Origin of the sequence: uncultured Modestobacter sp., assembly GCF_947486615.1 — a bacterium.
Classification (GTDB): domain Bacteria; phylum Actinomycetota; class Actinomycetes; order Mycobacteriales; family Geodermatophilaceae; genus Modestobacter.
This window is the reverse complement of the sequence record NZ_CANKUD010000010.1, coordinates 43,741-60,559: the sequence shown is the minus strand read 5'-3', so window position 1 is coordinate 60,559 and position 16,819 is coordinate 43,741. Positions and strand designations below refer to the sequence as shown.

Sequence of the window (16,819 nt, the reverse complement as noted above, 5' to 3'; positions counted from 1 at the left end):
CCCGGTCAGCTGCGGGGCTTGGCCCGTCGGGTCGGGACGGCGGTGGCCGGGTCCTCCGGCCACGGGTGCCGGGGGTAGCGGCCGCGCAGCTCGCTGCGGACCGCCGGGTACCCGGTGACCCAGAAACCGGCCAGGTCCGCGGTGGTGGCGACCACCCGGGAGGCGGGGGAGAGCAGCTGCAGCCGCAGCGGCCGCCCGGCGACCACCGGGGCCGCCGCCCAGCCGAACACCTCCTGCACCCGCACCGACAGCGTCGGCACCTCGGGGTCGGCGTAGTCGACGCGCACGTTCGAGCCGGTCGGCACCTGCACCCGCTCGGGCACCAGCTCGTCCAGCCGGCCGGCCAGCTGCCACGGGAGCAGCCCGCGGAGGGCGGCGACCAGGTCGACGCGGGTCAGGTCCCGGCGGCTGCGGGCACCCGACAGCGCCGGGCCCTGCGCCAGTGCGGTGAGCAGCGCGTCGTCGTCCACGGCCGGCCACGGGTCGCCGAGGCCGGCGTGCGCGGCGGCCAGCCGCTCGCGCAGCGCCCGTGCGGCCGGGGTCCAGTTGAGCAGCGCCAGCCCCTCCCGGCGCAGGCCCTCGGCGAGGGCGGCGGTGACCGTGGCCGGGTCGGGGTCGGGCAGCGGCCGCTCGGCCAGCACGATCGCGCCCAGCCGGGTCACCCGGGCGGCCGCCACGTCGCCGTCCCGCCAGCTGACCTCCGGCCCGTCGGTGTGCGCGGCCGCCCCGGCCTCCAGCGCGGTCGCCTCGTCGATCGCCACGGCGGTACGCACCCGGGCGTCGCGGCGGCCCGGCGCCCGGTCGGCGGCGGCGACGGCGAGCCACGGCGCCCCGGTCAGCGCCGTGCCCGGCGCGAGCTCCGCGCCGGTGCCGGCGGTCAGCAGGTAGGTGCGCTCGGTGCCCGGACGGCGTCGCGCCAGCCACTCGGGGTGGGCGAGCCCCACCACCAGCCCGGCGGCGACGTCGTCGGACAGCCGGGTGTCGGGGGAGTCCGGGGCGGCGCGGGTCAGCCGGCCCACCTCCTCGCGCCAGCGCCCGTCGCGGGACCGCCGGACCTCCCGCCAGTCGGCGACCAGGTCGTCCGAGCGGGTCGGCACGTCGGCCGACAGCAGGGCCACCACCTCCGCGGCCCGCCGCCGGCCGACCAGCGGTGCCCCGTCGAGCAGTGCGCGGGCCAGCCGGGGGTGCGCGCCGACCGCGGTCAGCGCCCGGCCGCGTGGGGTGACCCGGCCGTCGTCGTCCACCGCGCCCAGCTGGCGCAGCGTCTCCCGGGCCACGGTGAACGCCGCCGCCGGGGGAGCATCGGGCAGCGCCAGGCCGGCGCCGTCCGGGGCGCCCCAGACGGCCAGTTCCAGGGCCAGCCCGGTCAGGTCGGCGACGGCGACCTCCGGCTCGGCCGCGGCCGGCAGCCGGTCGTGCTCGGCCGCCGACCACAACCGGTACACCCGGCCGGGCGCCTCCCGCCCCGCCCGGCCGGCGCGCTGCACCGCCGAGGCCCGGGACACCCGCACGGTGACCAGCGCGCCCAGCCCGCGGGCCACGTCGAAGCGCGGCACCCGGGCCAGCCCGGCGTCCACCACGGTGCGCACGCCCGGCACGGTCAGGCTGGTCTCGGCGACGTCGGTGGAGAGCACCACCCGCCGCCGGGGTCCCGGGGTCAGCGCGGCGTCCTGCTGGTCGGCGGGCAGCCGGCCGTGCAGCAGGCGGACGTCGGCGTCCACCCCGGCGAGCAGCCCGGCGACCCGGCCGATCTCGTACGCGCCGGGCAGGAACACCAGGACGTCGCCGGTGGTCTCGGCCAGCGCCCGGCGGGTGGTGTCGGCGACCGCGGTGAGCAGCCGCGGGTCGACCGAGCTGCCGTGCGGCGGGGCGACCGGTGGGCTCGGCGGGCACCACACCGGCTCCACCGGGTGCAGCGAGCCGCTCGCCTCGATCACCGGGGCGCGGCCCATCAGCTCGGCCAGCCGGGCCGCCTGGGCGGTGGCCGACATCGCCAGCAGCTCCAGCTCCGGGCGCAGCGCGGCCCGCACGTCGAGGGCGAACGCCAGCGCCAGGTCGGTGTCCAGCGCCCGCTCGTGGCACTCGTCCAGCACGACGGCCGACACCCCGGCGAGCTCGGGGTCGGCCTGCAGCCGGCGGACCAGCAGCCCGGTGGTGACCACCTCCACCCGGGTGCCAGCGCTGCGCCGGCTGTCGCCGCGCACGCTGTAGCCGACCGAGGCGCCCACCGGCTCGCCCAGCAGCGCCGCCATCCGGCGGGCGGCGGCCCGGACGGCGACCCGGCGCGGCTCGGCGACCAGCACGGTGCCCGGCACCCGGCCGGCCAGCGCGAGCGGCACCAGGGTGGTCTTGCCGGTGCCCGGCGGGGCGACCAGCACGGCGGCCCCGCTGCCGGTCAGCGCCGCCTCGAGCGCCGGCAGCACCGCCCGGACGGGCAGGTCGGCGCCGGGGGTCCCCGGGGGTGGCAGCACGCCGGCCAGTCTGCCGGGCGCACCCTGCTGCTGGCCGCGGCCCGCGGCGCCGCCCTACGCTGCGACCCACCGCCGCCGGTGACCCGGGCCACTCCGGCTCCCGACGGTGTGGCCGAGGAGAGGACCCATCGTGGCGCAGGGGGCAGACCAGCAGGCACCGGTACCCGGGGCGACCGGGGGCGGCGAGACCGCCACCGACTCGGGCGGGCGGGCGGGCGTCGCCGATCCGCCCGTGCCGGTCGCCCGGCAGTGGGCGGGCCGGATCGGTGGCCCGGTCGCCGCGCTGGTCGTCTACTTCCTGCTCCGCCAGGACGACGCCCTGACCACCCCCGGGCGGACGACGGCGGCGATCGGCGTGCTGCTGGCCGTCTGGTGGATGACCGAGGCGCTCCCGCTGCCGGCGACGGCGCTGGTGCCGATCGTGGCGTTCCCGCTGTTCGGGGTGCTCCCGGTGGCCGAGGCCACCGCGCCCTACGCCGATCCCAACATCTTCCTGTTCATGGGCGGCTTCATGATCGCCCTGGCCATGCAGAAGTGGGAGCTGCACCGGCGGATCGCGCTGCTCACCGTGCGCGCGGTGGGCACGAAGCCGCCCCGGCTGATCGCCGGCTTCATGCTGGCCACCGCGTTCCTGAGCATGTGGGTGAGCAACACCGCCACCACCGTGCTGATGCTGCCCATCGGGCTGAGCGTGCTGATGCTCGTGCTGGACCGGGTCGCTGCGGGCAGCGGTGACAAGGCGGCCGTCGACACGGCCGCCGACTCCGACGGGGGGCCGGCGGTCACCGAGCTCATCCAGGACAAGGACACCCGCAACTTCGCCGTCGCGCTGATGCTGGGCATCGCCTACGCGGCCAGCATCGGCTCGCTCGCCACGCTGATCGGCACCCCGCCCAACCTGATCCTGGCCGCGTTCGTCCGGCAGAACTACGACATCGAGCTGGGCTTCGGCGCGTGGATGCTGCTGGGCCTGCCGCTGGCCGCGGTCTTCCTGGTGCTGGCCTGGCTGGTGCTGACCAAGCTCGCCTTCCGGTCCGGGCTGCGCGAGATCCCCGGTGGCAAGGAGATCATCCAGCGCGAGCTGGACCAGCTCGGGCCGATGTCCCGGGGCGAGTGGACGGTGCTGGTGGTGTTCGTCACCACCGCACTGCTGTGGGTGTTCCGCCAGCCGCTGACCGGCTGGGCGGCGCTGACCGACCTGCTGCCGTTCGTGGCCAACCTCAGCGACGCCACCATCGCCATCGCCGCGGCCGTCGCGCTGTTCCTCATCCCGGTCAACGCGCGGGAGGGCGTCGCGGCGCTGGACTGGCAGCAGGCCCAGAAGCTGCCCTGGGGGGTGCTGCTGCTGTTCGGCGGCGGGCTCAGCCTGGCCGCCGCGGTGCAGGCCAGCGGTTTCGACGAGTACGTGGGCACCCGGGTCGGGGAGGTCGGCGCGCTGCCGGCCGTCGTGCTCGTGCTGATCACCGCTGGGGTGGTCCTGCTGCTCACCGAGGTCACCAGCAACACCGCGACCGCCGCGGCCTTCCTGCCGGTGCTCGGCGGGGTGGCGCTCGGCCTGGAGCTGATGCCGCTGGTCCTGCTGGTGCCGGCGGCGCTGGCGGCCTCCTGCGCCTTCATGTTGCCCGTGGCCACCCCGCCCAACGCGATCGTCTTCGGCTCGGGGTACGTGACGATCGGGCAGATGCTGCGTGCCGGCGTCGTCCTCAACGTGATCGGCATCGTGCTGATCACCGCGGCGGTCTACCTGCTCGGCGGGCTCGCTCTGGGCATCACCTTCTGACCCCGGTCCGGCGGCAGCCCGAGCAGGCGACCGCCCCGCTCGCCGCCCGCCGGGCACCGGACGCCTGCGGACGATCGTGTCCCAGCGGTGCCTCCTGCCCCATGCGCACCCGACGCTCGCCCTGTCTGCGCTCGACGGTGATCTCGCACGGCTAGCGTGCCGGCGTGCCCTCCATCTCCGGCCGTCTGATCGTCTGTGCCGCGCTGGCTCCGCTGGCCCTGCTCACCGGGTGCGGGGCGGAGGAGGTGCAGCTCCCCGACCTGGTCGGCCTCCCGCTCGATGAGGCCCACCGCGCTCTGGAGGAGCTGGGCTTCCAGGAGTTCGAGGACCAGGACGCCTTCGAGGACCGGGTGATCGTGCGGGACGCGAACTGGGTCGTCCTGGAGGTCACCCCGGGTGCCGGCGAGCCGGTTGCGGTGGATCAGGTGATCGCCTTCTCGGTGGGCAAGCTCGACGAGCAGCGGGCGATCGACGAGCTGCCCGCCGAATCGCCGGTCGCTCAGCAGTTCGCCGCCGAGCAGGCAGCCGAACGCGATCGCCTCGCGGCGGAGGAAGCGGAGGCACTGCAGGAGCAGTCGGAGCTGCTGACCGGGTACGTCAACGACCTGGACCCGCTGGTGCGGCTGGGCAATCGGGTTTTCGCCGAGGTGGGTGCCATGGCCGCAGGTGTGCAGGCCGAGGAGTACGGGCTCGGCCAAGTTGACGTCGTGCTGGCCGCTGCCGGGAGCACCGACACGCTGGTCGACGAGTTGCGGTCGACCGAGCCGCCTGCGGGCAGCCGGCGTGCCGGCACGCACGAGGAGTTGGTCGCCTCGGCTGAACGCCTCACCGACGCCGCCCGCACGCTGCTCAGCGCCGAGGCAGGTGAGCGTGCGTCGTCCCTGGAGCGGTATGGCCAGGTCGTCGCTGAGGCGCGTAGCTCCTGGAACAGTGCTCTGACCGCGATGTACGCCGGGACCGGGATCGCTGCGCCGCTGCTCCCGTAGCGCTTGGGACGTCCAACCCGGTCTGCTCCGGGCACCGGGGCGCACCGCGGACACGGACCCGACAGCAACGTTGCGGTCTGCACCCACCCAGCGGGTGATCACCGTGCCCGGTAGGCATGCCCCATGACGGTGATCGGCTTCCACAACTCCCACGAGCAGGTGCACCCCAGCGACCTGCTCCGCGCGGTGCAGCACGCCGAGCAGGTCGGCTTCACCGCCGCGATGTGCTCCGACCACCTCGAGCCCTGGAACGAGCGGCAGGGCCACTCCGGCTTCGCCTGGTCCTGGCTCGGGGCGGCGATGGCCACCACGGGCCTGCCGTTCGGCGCGGTCAACGCCCCCGGGCAGCGCTACCACCCGGTGATCATCGCCCAGGCTATCGCCACCCTCGGCTCGATGTTCCTCGGCCGGTTCTGGGTCGCGCTCGGCTCCGGGGAGGCGATGAACGAGCACGTCACCGGGCACGTCTGGCCGAACAAGGACCTGCGCGACGCCCGGCTGCGGGAGTGCGTCGACGTCATCCGTGCGCTGCTGGCCGGCGAGGAGGTCAGCCACGAGGGCCTGGTCACCGTGGACCGGGCCCGGATCTGGACCCTGCCCGAGCAGCAGCCGGCGCTGATCGCCCCCGCCGTCAGCGCGAGGACCGCCGCCCGGCACGCCGAGTGGGCCGACGGCCTGGTCACCATCAACCAGCCCCACGACGTGCTCCGCGAGGTGATCGCCGCCTACCGCGACGCCGGCGGCAAGGGCACGCTCACCATCCAGGTGCACGTCTCCTACGACCCGGACCCCGACCGGGCGCTCGCCCTGGCCCACGACCAGTGGCGCAGCAACGTCTTCCCGCCGCCGCTGTGCTGGGACCTGGACACCACGCGCGCCTTCGACCAGGCCAGCACGCACGTCCGGCCCGAGGACATGCACGACTCGGTGCGGATCTCCAGCGACCTCGGCCAGCACGCCGCCTGGATCGCCGAGTACGTCGACCTCGGTTTCGACCAGGTCTACCTGCACCACGTGCCCAAGGACCAGCTGCCGTTCCTGGACGCGTTCGGTGAGCACGTGCTGCCGCAGCTCGACGTCACCGTGCCCGCCCCGGCCGTCGCCATCGACCCGCCCGGGCCGGCCGAGCCGCTGCGCCCGCGGCAGCAGCCGCAGCCCGCCGTCCTGCCCTGACCCCGCTCCACCCGCCCCGAGAAGAGGAGCGACATGCGCATCACCGACACGTCGGACCTGTGGTGGAAGAACGCCGTCGTCTACTGCCTGGACGTCGAGACGTTCATGGACTGGAACGGCGACGGCGTCGGCGACCTGGAGGGGCTGGCCCAGCGGCTGGACCACCTGGCCGACCTCGGCGTCACCTGCCTGTGGCTGATGCCCTTCTACCCGACGGCCGGCCGGGACGACGGCTACGACATCACCGACTACTACGGGGTCGACCCGCGGCTGGGCACCCACGGTGACCTGGTCGAGATGATCCGGACGGCGAAGGACCGCGGCATGCGGGTCATCGCCGACCTGGTCGTCAACCACACCTCCGACCAGCACCCGTGGTTCACCTCGGCCAAGGCGAGCAAGGACTCCCCGTACCGGGACTTCTACGTCTGGCGGGAGGAGGAGCCGCCGGACACCAGCGACCAGGTGGTCTTCCCCGACGCCGAGGGCGGCATCTGGACGCACAGCCCGGAGACCGACACCTGGTACCTGCACCGCTTCTACTCCGAGCAGCCCGACCTCGACGTCACCAATCCGCGGGTCCGGGACGAGATCGCCAAGATCATGGGCTTCTGGCTGGAGCTCGGGCTGTCCGGCTTCCGGGTCGACGCCGTCCCGTTCCTGCTGGAGACCGCCGGGGTGGACGACGACTCCGCGTCGCACTTCCCCGACCCGCACGAGTACCTGCGCGCGCTGCGCGCCTTCCTCGGCCGGCGGACCGGCTCGGGGGTGCTGCTGGGCGAGGTGAACCTGCCGTTCGAGCAGCAGGCGGAGTTCTTCGGCGGCCAGGACGGCGACGAGCTGACCATGCAGTTCGACTTCAACACGATGCAGCAGATGTACCTGTCGCTGGCCCGGGGCGACGCCGGCCCGCTGGCCGCCTCGCTGGCGGCTCGCCCGGAGATCTCCCCGGACAGCCAGTGGGGCACGTTCGTGCGCAACCACGACGAGCTGACCCTGGACAAGCTGGACGACGACGAGCGCGCCGAGGTCTTCGCCGCGTTCGGCCCCGAGCCGGACATGCAGGTCTACGACCGGGGCCTGATCCGCCGGCTGCCGCCGATGCTGGCCGGCGACCCGCGGCGGGTGCGGATGGTCTACAGCCTGCTGTTCTCGCTGCCCGGCACCCCGGTGCTGTTCTACGGCGAGGAGATCGGCATGGGGGAAGACCTCTCGGCCGGCAGCCGGCTGTCGGTGCGCACCCCGATGCAGTGGACCAGCGGCGCCAACGGCGGGTTCTCCGACGCCCCGGCGAAGAAGCTGACCCGGCCGGTGGTCGACGGCGGGTTCGCCCCCGAGTTCGTCAACGTCGCCGACCAGCGCCGCGACCCGGACTCGCTGCTGTCGTTCATGAAGCTGCTGATCCGCCGCTACCGGGAGAGCCCGGAGCTCGGCTGGGGCGGCTTCCAGCTGCTCGAGCAGCCGCACGCCGCCGTCCTGGCGCACCTGTGCACCTGGGACGACGGTGCGCTGGTCGCCGTGCACAACCTGGGCGCCGAGCCGGTCTCGGTGCCGCTCACCGTGCCCGGCTGCGGTGCCACCCACCGGCTGGAGGACCTGCTCACGGCCGGCGGTGCCGCGCTGGCCGACGACGGGTCGGCCGAGCTCGCGCTGGAGGGCTACGGGTTCCGCTGGCTGCGGGTGGTCGCCGAGGACAGCCGCCGGCTGCTGTGAGCCGACGGCAGGGACGACGGCCGTGCGCCGCCGTCCCTGCCGTCCGCCGGTCCCGGGTCGCCGCCGCGCTGACGCTCCGGCCGCGGAGGACCACGGTCGGTCACTCCCCGCCGGGGCCCCACCCGCCCCGCCCGCCACACCCGACCACCTGCGGCGGTTCGTCGGAGTGGCGACCTAGCGTCCGCGCCGAGGTGATCGCAGAGATGAGCGACGAGCAGGACGTGCTGGCGGCCGGATGGGTCGACCGCGACCGACGACGGCCCGAGGACCAGCAGGCAGGGCCCACGCAACCGGGGACGGTCCCGCCGGGCTCCGCGGCGACGGGGGCCACGGCGGCGGGGATGGTGCCCGACCAGCGGAGCGCCGGTGGGCCGCCCGACGGCGCACCGCACCCGATGGCCGCGCCGGGGGAGCCGCCGTCCGGCGACCAGGTGCCGGCACCCGAGCAGGAGGCGGCGCACGAGCAGGTGCCGGCACCGGAGCACGGGTCGGCACTCGGGCACGGGTCGGCGCCCGAGCCGGGGCCGGCCCGGGAGCACGGGTCGGCACTCGGGCACGGGTCGGCGCCCGAGCCGGGGCCGGCCCGGGAGCCGGGGCCGCCGACCGGGTCGGTCCCGGGACACGCCCCCGACCAGCCCGGCACCCCCTACCCGACCACCCCGGTCAACGTCGGGAAGCCCCGGCCGCGCCCGCGGATGCCCCGCCCCGGTGACCCGCTGATCCGGATGGGCCCGTGGGCACCGGTGGCCGGCGCGGGCCTGGGTCTGCTGCTCGGCCTGATCGTGGTGCTCTTCCTGGCCCCGGCCGTCGACACCTTCGACCAGCGGCTCTCCCTGGTCTTCGTCGTCCTGGGGCTGTCGCTGCTGGGCGCCGGTGGCACCCTGCTGGCCGACGAGGTGCGGCTGCTCCGTCGCGGCGCGCAGGCCGCCGAGGCCCGGGCGTCGAACGTCGGGGTGATCGCCGGCCTGCTCAACGGGCTGACCCCGGCCCGGCTGCTGATCACCGCCAGCGCCTTCGTGCTGCTGCTGTCGGCCTACGTCACCGGCGGGAGCTGAGCTCGCTCGGTCGGCCCTGCCCCCGCCGACCGAGCCCCCGCCGACCGAGCCCCCGCCGACCGAGCCGGTCCCAGGCGACGCCGCCGGCGGCCAGCCCGAGCAGCACGGTGAGCACCGGGCTGGTGTCCAGCACCAGCACGTTGGTCACGGTCGCGCCGACCATCAGCGCGGCCAGCCCCAGGGCCGCCGCGCCGACCAGGTGGGGGCCTCCGACACCAGCCGCTCCAGCGGTCGATACGGCGGGCGGCGCTCAGCGGTCGGTGTCGGCGGCGGGGCGCAGCTCGTCGAGCGACAGCCGCCCGGTGACCAGGTCGTCGGCGACGTCGTCCACCACCCGGTCGCCGGCGAAGGCGTGCGCCTTGAGCACCGCGAGGGCGTCGGCGGTGTCCAGCCCGAAGGCGACGTTGACCATCCCGGTGGCCTGCCAGACCCGGGCCCGGCGGAGCGCGTCGGGACCGTCCCACCAGCCGCGGGCGCCGTCCTCCACCGGTGCGCCGAGTGCGGCGGCGACCATCGCCCGGGTCAGTGCGATGGTCACGTCGGCGACGTCCTCCCGGTCGGTGGCCGGCAGGGCGCGTGCGTCCCGGACGTAGAGGTCGAGCACCACCAGCGGCCCGAGCGGGGGCAGCAGCGGCACCGACAGCACCGCGGAGAACGGCGTCTCGCCCACCAGGGCGCTGTGCAGCTCGGGCCAGTTGCGGGCGATGTCGGCGGGGTCGAAGGCGATCGCCGCCCCGCCGTCGTGCGCGCGCAGGGCCGGCCCGGCACCGTGGGTGAACTGCAGCCGCTCGGCCAGGGCGGTGGTCGGGTCGCTGGCGCCGATCGGCGTCCGCAGCCCGTCGTGGTCGTGGATGCTCAGGCCCGCCCCGTCGACCGGCAGGGCGGTCAGGCACGCCCGGGAGAGCCGGACGGCGAGCATCTCCGGCCCGCGCAGCTCCGGTGGCGGCAGCTGGTCGAGCGCCTGGACGAACCGTTGCGCCGCTGGGCCGGGGCCGGTCATGGTGCCTCCTGTCGGTGCGGTGCCGGGATCGGCACCCGGACCACCCTGCCGGGCCGGGCGCCCGGACACCAGCGGGGCCCTCAGCCGAAGGCGTCCAGCCCCAGGTGGAGGGCCAGCCCGAGACCGGCGACGGCGATCACCCGGCGCAGCAGCGTCTGCGGCACCCGGCGCACCACCCGCGGCCCGAGCCGGCCGCCGGCGAACAGCCCGACGGCAAGGGGCAGCGCGGCCAGCCACGCGACGTCGGCGAACACGGCGTAGCCGACGGCGGCCACCCCGTTGGCCAGCCCGAGGACGGCGTTGCGCAGCGCGTTGCTGCGGGCCAGGCCCTCCCCGGTGGTGAGCAGGTACACCGCGAGCATCATCGTGCCGGCGGCGGCGCCGAAGTAGCCGCCGTAGATCGAGACGAGGAACGTCACCGGCACGACGACCCAGTGGTCGCGGTGCGACTGCCCGGCCCGCAGCTGGGCGCCCTCGGCGGCGAGGTCGGCCGGCCGGCGCTGCACCAGCAGCAGCACCGAGGCGCCGGCGATGAGGAAGGGCACCACCCGCTCGAACGCCCCCGCCGGGGTGAGCAGCAGCAGGACGGCGCCGGTCGCGCCACCGAGGACGCCGGCGATGCCGAGCCGGACCAGCCGGTCCCGCTGACCGGCGAGCTCGGGGCGTGAGGCGCTCACCGAGCCGACGCCGGTGAGCACCAGTGCGACGGTGTTGGTGACGTTGGCGGTGACCGGCGGGATGCCGGTGGCCAGCAGCGCCGGGTAGCTGAACAGCGAGGCGAGCCCGGCGATGCTGCCGATCAGCCCGGCGGCGAACCCGGCGGCCACCAGCAGGGCGATCTCGGCGGCGGTCACCGGCGCAGCAGCACGGTGATCGCGACCAGCCCGAGGGCGACGATGGCGGCCCGCAGCACCGTGGCGGGCAGCCGCCGGCCGAACGTGGACCCCAGGTACCCGCCGACCAGCGAGCCGGCGGCGACGAGACCGGCCGCCCGCCAGTCGACCCGGTCGGTGGCGACGACGACGTAGGCCAGCGCGGCGACCGCGTTCACCCCGAGGGTGAGCACGTTCTTGATCGCGTTGAGCCGCTGCAGCGGCTCGCGCAGCAGCAGCCCGAAGATGCCGATCTGCAGCACGCCCTGGCTGGCGGCGAAGTAGCCGCCGTAGGTGCCGGTGACGTAGGCGCCGGCGAACAGCGCGGCGACCCGGCCGCGGCCGATCGGCCCGGGGTCCTCCGAGGTGCCGGCGCGGGCGCGCCGGGCGGCCAGTCGGCGCTGCAGCAGCGGCTGCACCGCGACCAGGACGACGGCCAGCGCCACCAGCCCGGGGACGATCGCCTCGAAGGCGGCCGCGGGCAGGTGCAGCAGCAGGAAGGCGCCGGTGAGGGCGCCGAGCACGGAGGCGGGGAACAACCGCACCAGCAGGCCGCGCTGGCCGCGCAGCTCCCGCCGGTAGCCGATCGCGCCGGTGAGGTTGCCGGGCACCAGGCCCAGGGAGTTGGTGATCGTGGCGGTGACCGGGGGGAGGCCGACCGCCAGCAGCACCGGGAAGGTCACCAGGGTGCCCGAGCCGACGACGGCGTTGATCGAGCCGGCGGCCAGCCCGGCGGCGGCCACCGCGACCATCTCCCACCCGGTCATGCGGACATCGCCGCGAGGGTGTCACAGCCCCCGCTGTGAGCCCGCACACCGCGGGACCGGCGGCGGGGCGGTCGGGGGCCGCCCCGCCCTGCCAGCGGGTCAGGCGGGGGTGAGCTCGCCGGCGTCGGACCGGCGACGGTTCTCCGCGAGCCATGCCTCGAACTCCGCCGGCGGTGCGGGCGGCAGGTGGAGGAAGCCCTGCAGGCCGCCGATGCCGGCCTCCTGCAGGAAGGTCTGCTGCTCCACGGACTCGACGCCCTCGGCCACCGTCTCCAGGCCCAGCCGGGTGGCCATCTGCACGATCGCCTGCACCACCGCCTGGTCCGCGGCCTCGGTGAGCACACCGGCGACGAACGACCGGTCGATCTTGACGATGTTGATCGGCAGGCTGCGCAGCGTGGTGAGCGCGGAGTAGCCGGTGCCGAAGTCGTCCAGCGCGATGCCCACACCGAGGGCGACCAGCTCGTCGAGCGTGGCGGAGACGACGGGGGAGTCGAGCACGGTGGTCTCGGTGACCTCGATGACCAGTCGCTCCGGCGGGAGGCCGGCATCGCTCAGCGCCGTCCGCACCAGCTCGACGAACCGCGGGTGGGCCAGCTGGGTGGGGGAGGCGTTGACGTGCACCGCGACCGGCGCGCCGTCGACGGACCAGCCGGCCGCGTCGGCGCACGCCGTGCGCAGCACCCACTCGCCCAGCGCCACGATCGCGCCGGTCTCGTCGGCCAGCGGCAGGAAGGCGTCGGGTCCCAGCAGTCCGCGCAGCGGGTGTGCCCAGCGGACCAGCGCCTCGACGGCGGTGCAGCTGCCGTCGGTCGCCGACACGACCGGCTGGTAGGCCAGGACCAGCTCCTCGCCGTCGACCGCGGCCCGCAGCTCGGCCTCGGCCGCCTCGGCGTCGGCCACCTGCAGCAGGTCGGTGGAGAAGAACTGCACCCGGTTCTTGCCCGCGGCCTTAGCCGCGTACATCGCCAGGTCCGCCCGGTGGACGACGAGGGTCTCGGTCGCCCCGGGCTGGACCCGGGTGGCGCCGACGCTGGCGCCGATCCGGGCCAGGCCCTCGGCGAGCTGGACCGGGGTGGAGATCAGCTCGAGCACGCGCTGGCCGATCTGGCGGGCGTCGTCCTCGCCGGCGCCGCGCAGCAGCAGGGCGAACTCGTCGCCGCCCAGTCGCGCGCAGACGTCCGAGCGGCGCAGGGTCGCGGTCAGCTGGGTGCCCAGGTGGGCGAGCAGCCGGTCGCCGGCCAGGTGCCCGAGGCTGTCGTTGACCACCTTGAAGTCGTCCAGGTCGAGGAACAGGACCCACGACTCGGTCTCGGGCCGGGCCAGCGCGTCGTTCAGTGCTGCGGAGAACGCCGACCGGTTGGCCAGTCCGGTGAGGCCGTCGGTCAGCGCCCGGGTCTGCAGCTCCGCGTGCGCGTTGCTGGTGCGCAGGGCGAGCGCGACCTGGTTGAGCATCGACTGGGCGGCCAGCACGGCCTCGGGCGGGACGGTCGGCGAGGCCCCCAGCAGCATGTAGCTGCCGGGCGAGTCGGGCATGGGCAGGCAGAGCCACTCACCGCGGATGCCCGAGCTCAGCACCAGCGCGGCCGAGGGCTCCACCGGCCGCGCCTCGTCCGGGACGAGTGCGGTGGGCACCAGCGTCCGGGGCAGTGTCGCGATCGGCCGCAGGAACCCGCCGGCCGAACCGACGACCCGCAGCTGGTCGCCGTCGGTGTGCAGCACCGCGGCGCGCAGGCCGGGGGTGGTGGCGCAGACGGCCTCCGCGGTGGCCCAGGCCCGCCGCATGATCTCCCGCCGGTCGGTGAGGCCGAGCAGCTGCCCGCCGAGGGCGGCCAGCACCGCGTCGCGTCGCTGGTCGGCGTCGCGGGCGAAGAGCCCGACGGCCAGGTGCCGGACGACGAAGACGGTCAGCAGCAGCACCGGCAGCTGGCCGAGCACCGCGGCGGAGGCGAGCAGTGCGTCGTGGCCGGGGAGCAGGCGCCAGGTGTCGAGGGCGACGGCCAGGGCGACCGAGGTGGCGAGGCCGTAGGCGGCACTGTGCCACGTCCGGCCGTAGAGGGTGCGGTACCAGATCGCCGGGAAGGCGATGCCCAGGCCGATCACCGGCCGTGGGCAGGCGGTGGCGAAGAGCAGGACGGCGAACACGTCGGTGACGTCGAAAGCTGGGCGTGCCCGCCGGGCGCGGTACCGCCAGGACCACGAGACGGCCAGCGCTGCGGTGCTCACGGTCAGCAGCAGCAGCGACCAGCCGCCGGTGCCGGGCAGGACGAAGAGGAAGGTCAACGCCAGCGCGCCCAGGGCGCACAGGCAGAACAGCCAGCGGGTGTGCTCGACGAGGTCGGCAGGCCGGTGCACGCGGGCAGCGGCGCGTCGCAGCCGTGCGGCGGCGTGGCGCAGCTGCTCGGCTGCGGCGGGTCTGCTCATCGGTGCCCGTCCTCGGACCTGGAGGTGGGGCCGCCGCTGCGGCGGTCCCGGTGTCGTCCCTGTGTCTTCGGACGCTCCGGCTCCGTGCTTGATCACCCTTCCGGGTCGATCCGCAACGAGATCGGACGCGTGACCCGCTGCAGCCACCCCCGAGTCGATGCGCGGTGGCGGTCGGCGCATGTGCCTGGGCGTGGGCGTGGGCGTGGACGAGTGGGCTGAGCGCGAGGAGAGTCCGAGAGGTGAGCCGGGACCCGAGCTACCACTTCGTCTCGACCTGGCGGGTGGCCGGCACCGTCGCGGAGGTGCGGGCGGTGCTCAGCGACAGCGAGTCGCTCCCTCGCTGGTGGCCGGCGGTCTACCTGGACGTGGTACCCGTCGCGGACGGCGACCCCGACGGCGTCGGCCGCATGGTCGAGCTGCTCACCACCGGGTGGCTGCCCTACACGCTGCGCTGGACGCTGCGGATCACCGAGACGATGACCGACACGGGCTTCGCGCTGGCCGCCTCCGGGGACCTGATCGGCGCCGGCCGGTGGATGTTCACCCCGGACGGACCGGAGGTGGTCATCACCTACGACTGGCGGGTGGCGGCGGCCAAGCCACTGCTCGCGCGGTCGAGCTGGCTGCTCCGACCGGCGTTCTCGGCGAACCACCGGTGGGCGATGGCGCGCGGCGAGGAGAGCCTGGCGCTCGAACTCCGTCGCCGGCGCGACCCGGCAGCCACCGTTCCGCCGCCACCCGCCCCGACCTTCCGCCGGCTCACGCGCGTGCCGCGACCTGGGCCCAGCCTCCCGGCGTGACCGGCTCGGGCGACGGTCCTGGGCGGGCGACGGTCCTGGGTAGGTCACGGTCCTGGGCGAGCGACGGTCCTGGGCGGGTCAGGGTCCTGGGTGGGTCACGGTCCTGGGAGGTGACCGCCCTGAGCAGGTGACCGTCCCGTCGGCCGGAGGCCTTCCTGGGCGTGCACGAGTCGGACCGACGAGGTCCGTCCTGACAGGCCGGTCCCGAGAAGGTCGGCGGGACCGAGACCATGGCTAGAACGGCGGCGGTTGGTCGTCCGGAGGCAGTGGCTCTGGGATCAGCGGTCCCGCGGGCTCCGGAGGTGGCCGCCGGAGACCGGGTGGGCGGGTGGTGCGGGTGACCCCGGACGGGGTGGTGACGTGGAGGGTGCCGTCGCCGTCGAGGTGGAAGCGCCAGCCGGGGGCGAAGGTCTTGAGCCGGTGGTGGGAGCGGCAGAGGCAGCAGAGGTTGGTGCAGTCGGTGACCCCGCCGCAGGCGTGGGCGGTGACGTGGTCGAGGTCGGTGAAGCCGACGCGTTGGCCGCAGTTGGGGAACCGGCAGCGCCGGTCGCGGGTGGTGACGAAGGCCCGTTGTCGGGCGGTGGGTGTGTAGGCGCTGGTCGGTGGTGGTGGCCCCAGCACCGGGCAGTCGCACGCGGCACCAGGGTGGTCCGGGCAGCCGCGGCGAGCGAGGCGGGCGAGCTCGGCGGGGGTCACGGTGGCCAGGAGCTGCCCGTCGGGGCCGGCGAGGGCGTAGCTGAGCGTGCCGCCGTCGGGGGTGGTGAGGCCGAGGGCGCCCACGCGGGCCAGGAGGTCGCGCAGGTGGGCGGCGGTGATCGCCAGGCCGTTGACCTCACCGGTGGTGCTGCTGGTGCCTTCCAGTGCGCTCAGGTCGGCGGTGATCGTCAGGTTCGCGGCCACCTCAGGCAGCCCGGAGTCGGCGGGGCGGCGGATCAACGCCGAGAGGACGTGGGCGCGCAGGGCGCCGATGGGGCGGGGGTCTCCGTCGGCCTTGAGCATCGTCGCGAGCTGGTCGACCAGGTCGTGGCACTCCACGGCCTCGTCGGTGGACAGGTCCGCGGCCAGGGTGGACCGGCCGTCGGTCGGGGAGGGGTACACCCGCACATCGGTGGTCTTCTCTGCCTCCGACCGCCGTTCTTCGGCCGCGGCGGCGTCCAGCTGCAGCATCAGCTCGGTGGCGCGCTTGTCCAGCCGGGCGACTGACAGGTCGCGGGCTTCGGCGAGAAGCTGGTCCTCGATCTGGCCGGCGACGGTCGGGTTGGTGTGGGCGAGGGTGTCGGCCAGCTGCTGGGCGCGGCGCTCGTCGAGGTCACCGGCCCTCAGGGCCGCGAAGGTGGCCGGCAGTTTCTGGGCCCAGATCAACGCCCGGCGCAGCTTCACCGCGGCGGTGCCACGCCCGAGGTTCAGCACTGCCGAGAGCTCGCCGACGAAGAACTCGCTGATCTCCCCGTCACCTGCGTCGCTGGTCCAGCCCGGTCGGGAGGTCCCGGGGGAGTCGACCGGTGGGTCGTCGTTGGCGGGACGGTGACCGGCCATACCGAGGATCAGGTCGGCCTCTTCCGCAGCGAGCCTCGCCCGCCGCCGCTGAACGCTCCGCAGGCCGGTGGCCAGCCGCTCATCCGACCAGGCAGCGTGATCCGGGGCGGTGTGCTGTGCGCCGACCCAGACGATGTCGATGACGCCACCGTGCGGGCCGGGCGGCACCGCGGTCGTCGTCATGCCCGGAACCTACGGGCGGGGTACGACAGTTCCGGGCCGTCCGACGCCCCTGCGAAGAC

13 protein-coding genes are annotated in these 16,819 nt (G+C 75.3%); 6 read left to right on the top strand and 7 right to left on the bottom strand.

What is annotated here, in order from left to right:
- Positions 1–5 precede the first annotated feature (5 nt).
- Positions 6–2,471 (bottom strand): ATP-dependent helicase HrpB, encoded by a 2,466-nt coding sequence (hrpB, locus tag Q1A09_RS17310; RefSeq protein ID WP_299957643.1) that lies wholly within the window; start codon positions 2,469–2,471, stop codon positions 6–8.
- Positions 2,472–2,601: 130 nt separating this feature from the next.
- On the opposite strand from hrpB, the gene Q1A09_RS17305 reads away from it, so the two are divergent.
- From Q1A09_RS17305 to Q1A09_RS17285, 5 genes are all read left to right on the top strand, one after another.
- The gene (locus tag Q1A09_RS17305) at positions 2,602–4,251 is read left to right on the top strand and encodes a DASS family sodium-coupled anion symporter (protein ID WP_299957639.1); all 1,650 of its coding nucleotides are present in this window, start codon (positions 2,602–2,604) and stop codon (positions 4,249–4,251) included.
- A 164-nt stretch (positions 4,252–4,415) separates the two neighbouring features.
- Positions 4,416–5,237 carry a PASTA domain-containing protein gene (locus Q1A09_RS17300; protein ID WP_299957637.1) on the top strand — a complete coding sequence of 274 codons (822 nt, stop codon included), beginning with the start codon at positions 4,416–4,418 and terminating at the stop codon, positions 5,235–5,237.
- A gap of 123 nt (positions 5,238–5,360) precedes the next feature.
- Positions 5,361–6,410 (top strand): TIGR03885 family FMN-dependent LLM class oxidoreductase, encoded by a 1,050-nt coding sequence (locus Q1A09_RS17295; protein ID WP_299957634.1) that lies wholly within the window; start codon positions 5,361–5,363, stop codon positions 6,408–6,410.
- Positions 6,411–6,443: 33 nt separating this feature from the next.
- Positions 6,444–8,123 carry an alpha-amylase family protein gene (locus Q1A09_RS17290; protein WP_299957631.1) on the top strand — a complete coding sequence of 560 codons (1,680 nt, stop codon included), beginning with the start codon at positions 6,444–6,446 and terminating at the stop codon, positions 8,121–8,123.
- 203 nt (positions 8,124–8,326) lie between these two features.
- Complete coding sequence (locus Q1A09_RS17285) at positions 8,327–9,178, top strand: hypothetical protein (protein ID WP_299957628.1); 852 nt, start codon at positions 8,327–8,329, stop codon at positions 9,176–9,178.
- Here the strand turns inward: Q1A09_RS17285 and Q1A09_RS17280 are convergent.
- From Q1A09_RS17280 to Q1A09_RS17260, 5 genes are all read right to left on the bottom strand, one after another.
- A complete protein-coding gene (locus Q1A09_RS17280; protein WP_299957625.1) occupies positions 9,162–9,341 on the bottom strand; it encodes a hypothetical protein in 180 nt (59 codons plus the stop codon). The two genes, Q1A09_RS17285 and Q1A09_RS17280, sit on opposite strands and share 17 nt — an antisense overlap.
- A gap of 87 nt (positions 9,342–9,428) precedes the next feature.
- Positions 9,429–10,178, bottom strand: a complete 750-nt coding sequence (locus Q1A09_RS17275) for a hypothetical protein (RefSeq protein ID WP_299957622.1) — start codon at positions 10,176–10,178, stop codon at positions 9,429–9,431.
- Between the two features lie 80 nt (positions 10,179–10,258).
- Entirely contained in the window at positions 10,259–11,032 is a 774-nt protein-coding gene (locus tag Q1A09_RS17270) for a sulfite exporter TauE/SafE family protein (protein ID WP_299957620.1), read from the bottom strand.
- Positions 11,029–11,817 carry a sulfite exporter TauE/SafE family protein gene (locus tag Q1A09_RS17265; protein WP_299957618.1) on the bottom strand — a complete coding sequence of 263 codons (789 nt, stop codon included), beginning with the start codon at positions 11,815–11,817 and terminating at the stop codon, positions 11,029–11,031. The genes Q1A09_RS17270 and Q1A09_RS17265 overlap by 4 nt, the downstream gene beginning before the upstream one ends.
- Before the next feature lie 99 nt (positions 11,818–11,916).
- Positions 11,917–14,241, bottom strand: a complete 2,325-nt coding sequence (locus tag Q1A09_RS17260) for a bifunctional diguanylate cyclase/phosphodiesterase (protein WP_299957615.1) — start codon at positions 14,239–14,241, stop codon at positions 11,917–11,919.
- 239 nt (positions 14,242–14,480) lie between these two features.
- Between Q1A09_RS17260 and Q1A09_RS17255 the strand changes: the two genes are divergently transcribed.
- On the top strand, positions 14,481–15,041 hold the full coding sequence (locus Q1A09_RS17255; protein WP_299957612.1) for an SRPBCC family protein: 561 nt from the start codon (positions 14,481–14,483) through the stop codon (positions 15,039–15,041).
- A gap of 234 nt (positions 15,042–15,275) precedes the next feature.
- Here Q1A09_RS17255 and Q1A09_RS17250 read toward each other — a convergent pair whose 3' ends face one another.
- Positions 15,276–16,760 (bottom strand): HNH endonuclease signature motif containing protein, encoded by a 1,485-nt coding sequence (locus tag Q1A09_RS17250; protein ID WP_299957609.1) that lies wholly within the window; start codon positions 16,758–16,760, stop codon positions 15,276–15,278.
- Positions 16,761–16,819 lie beyond the last annotated feature (59 nt).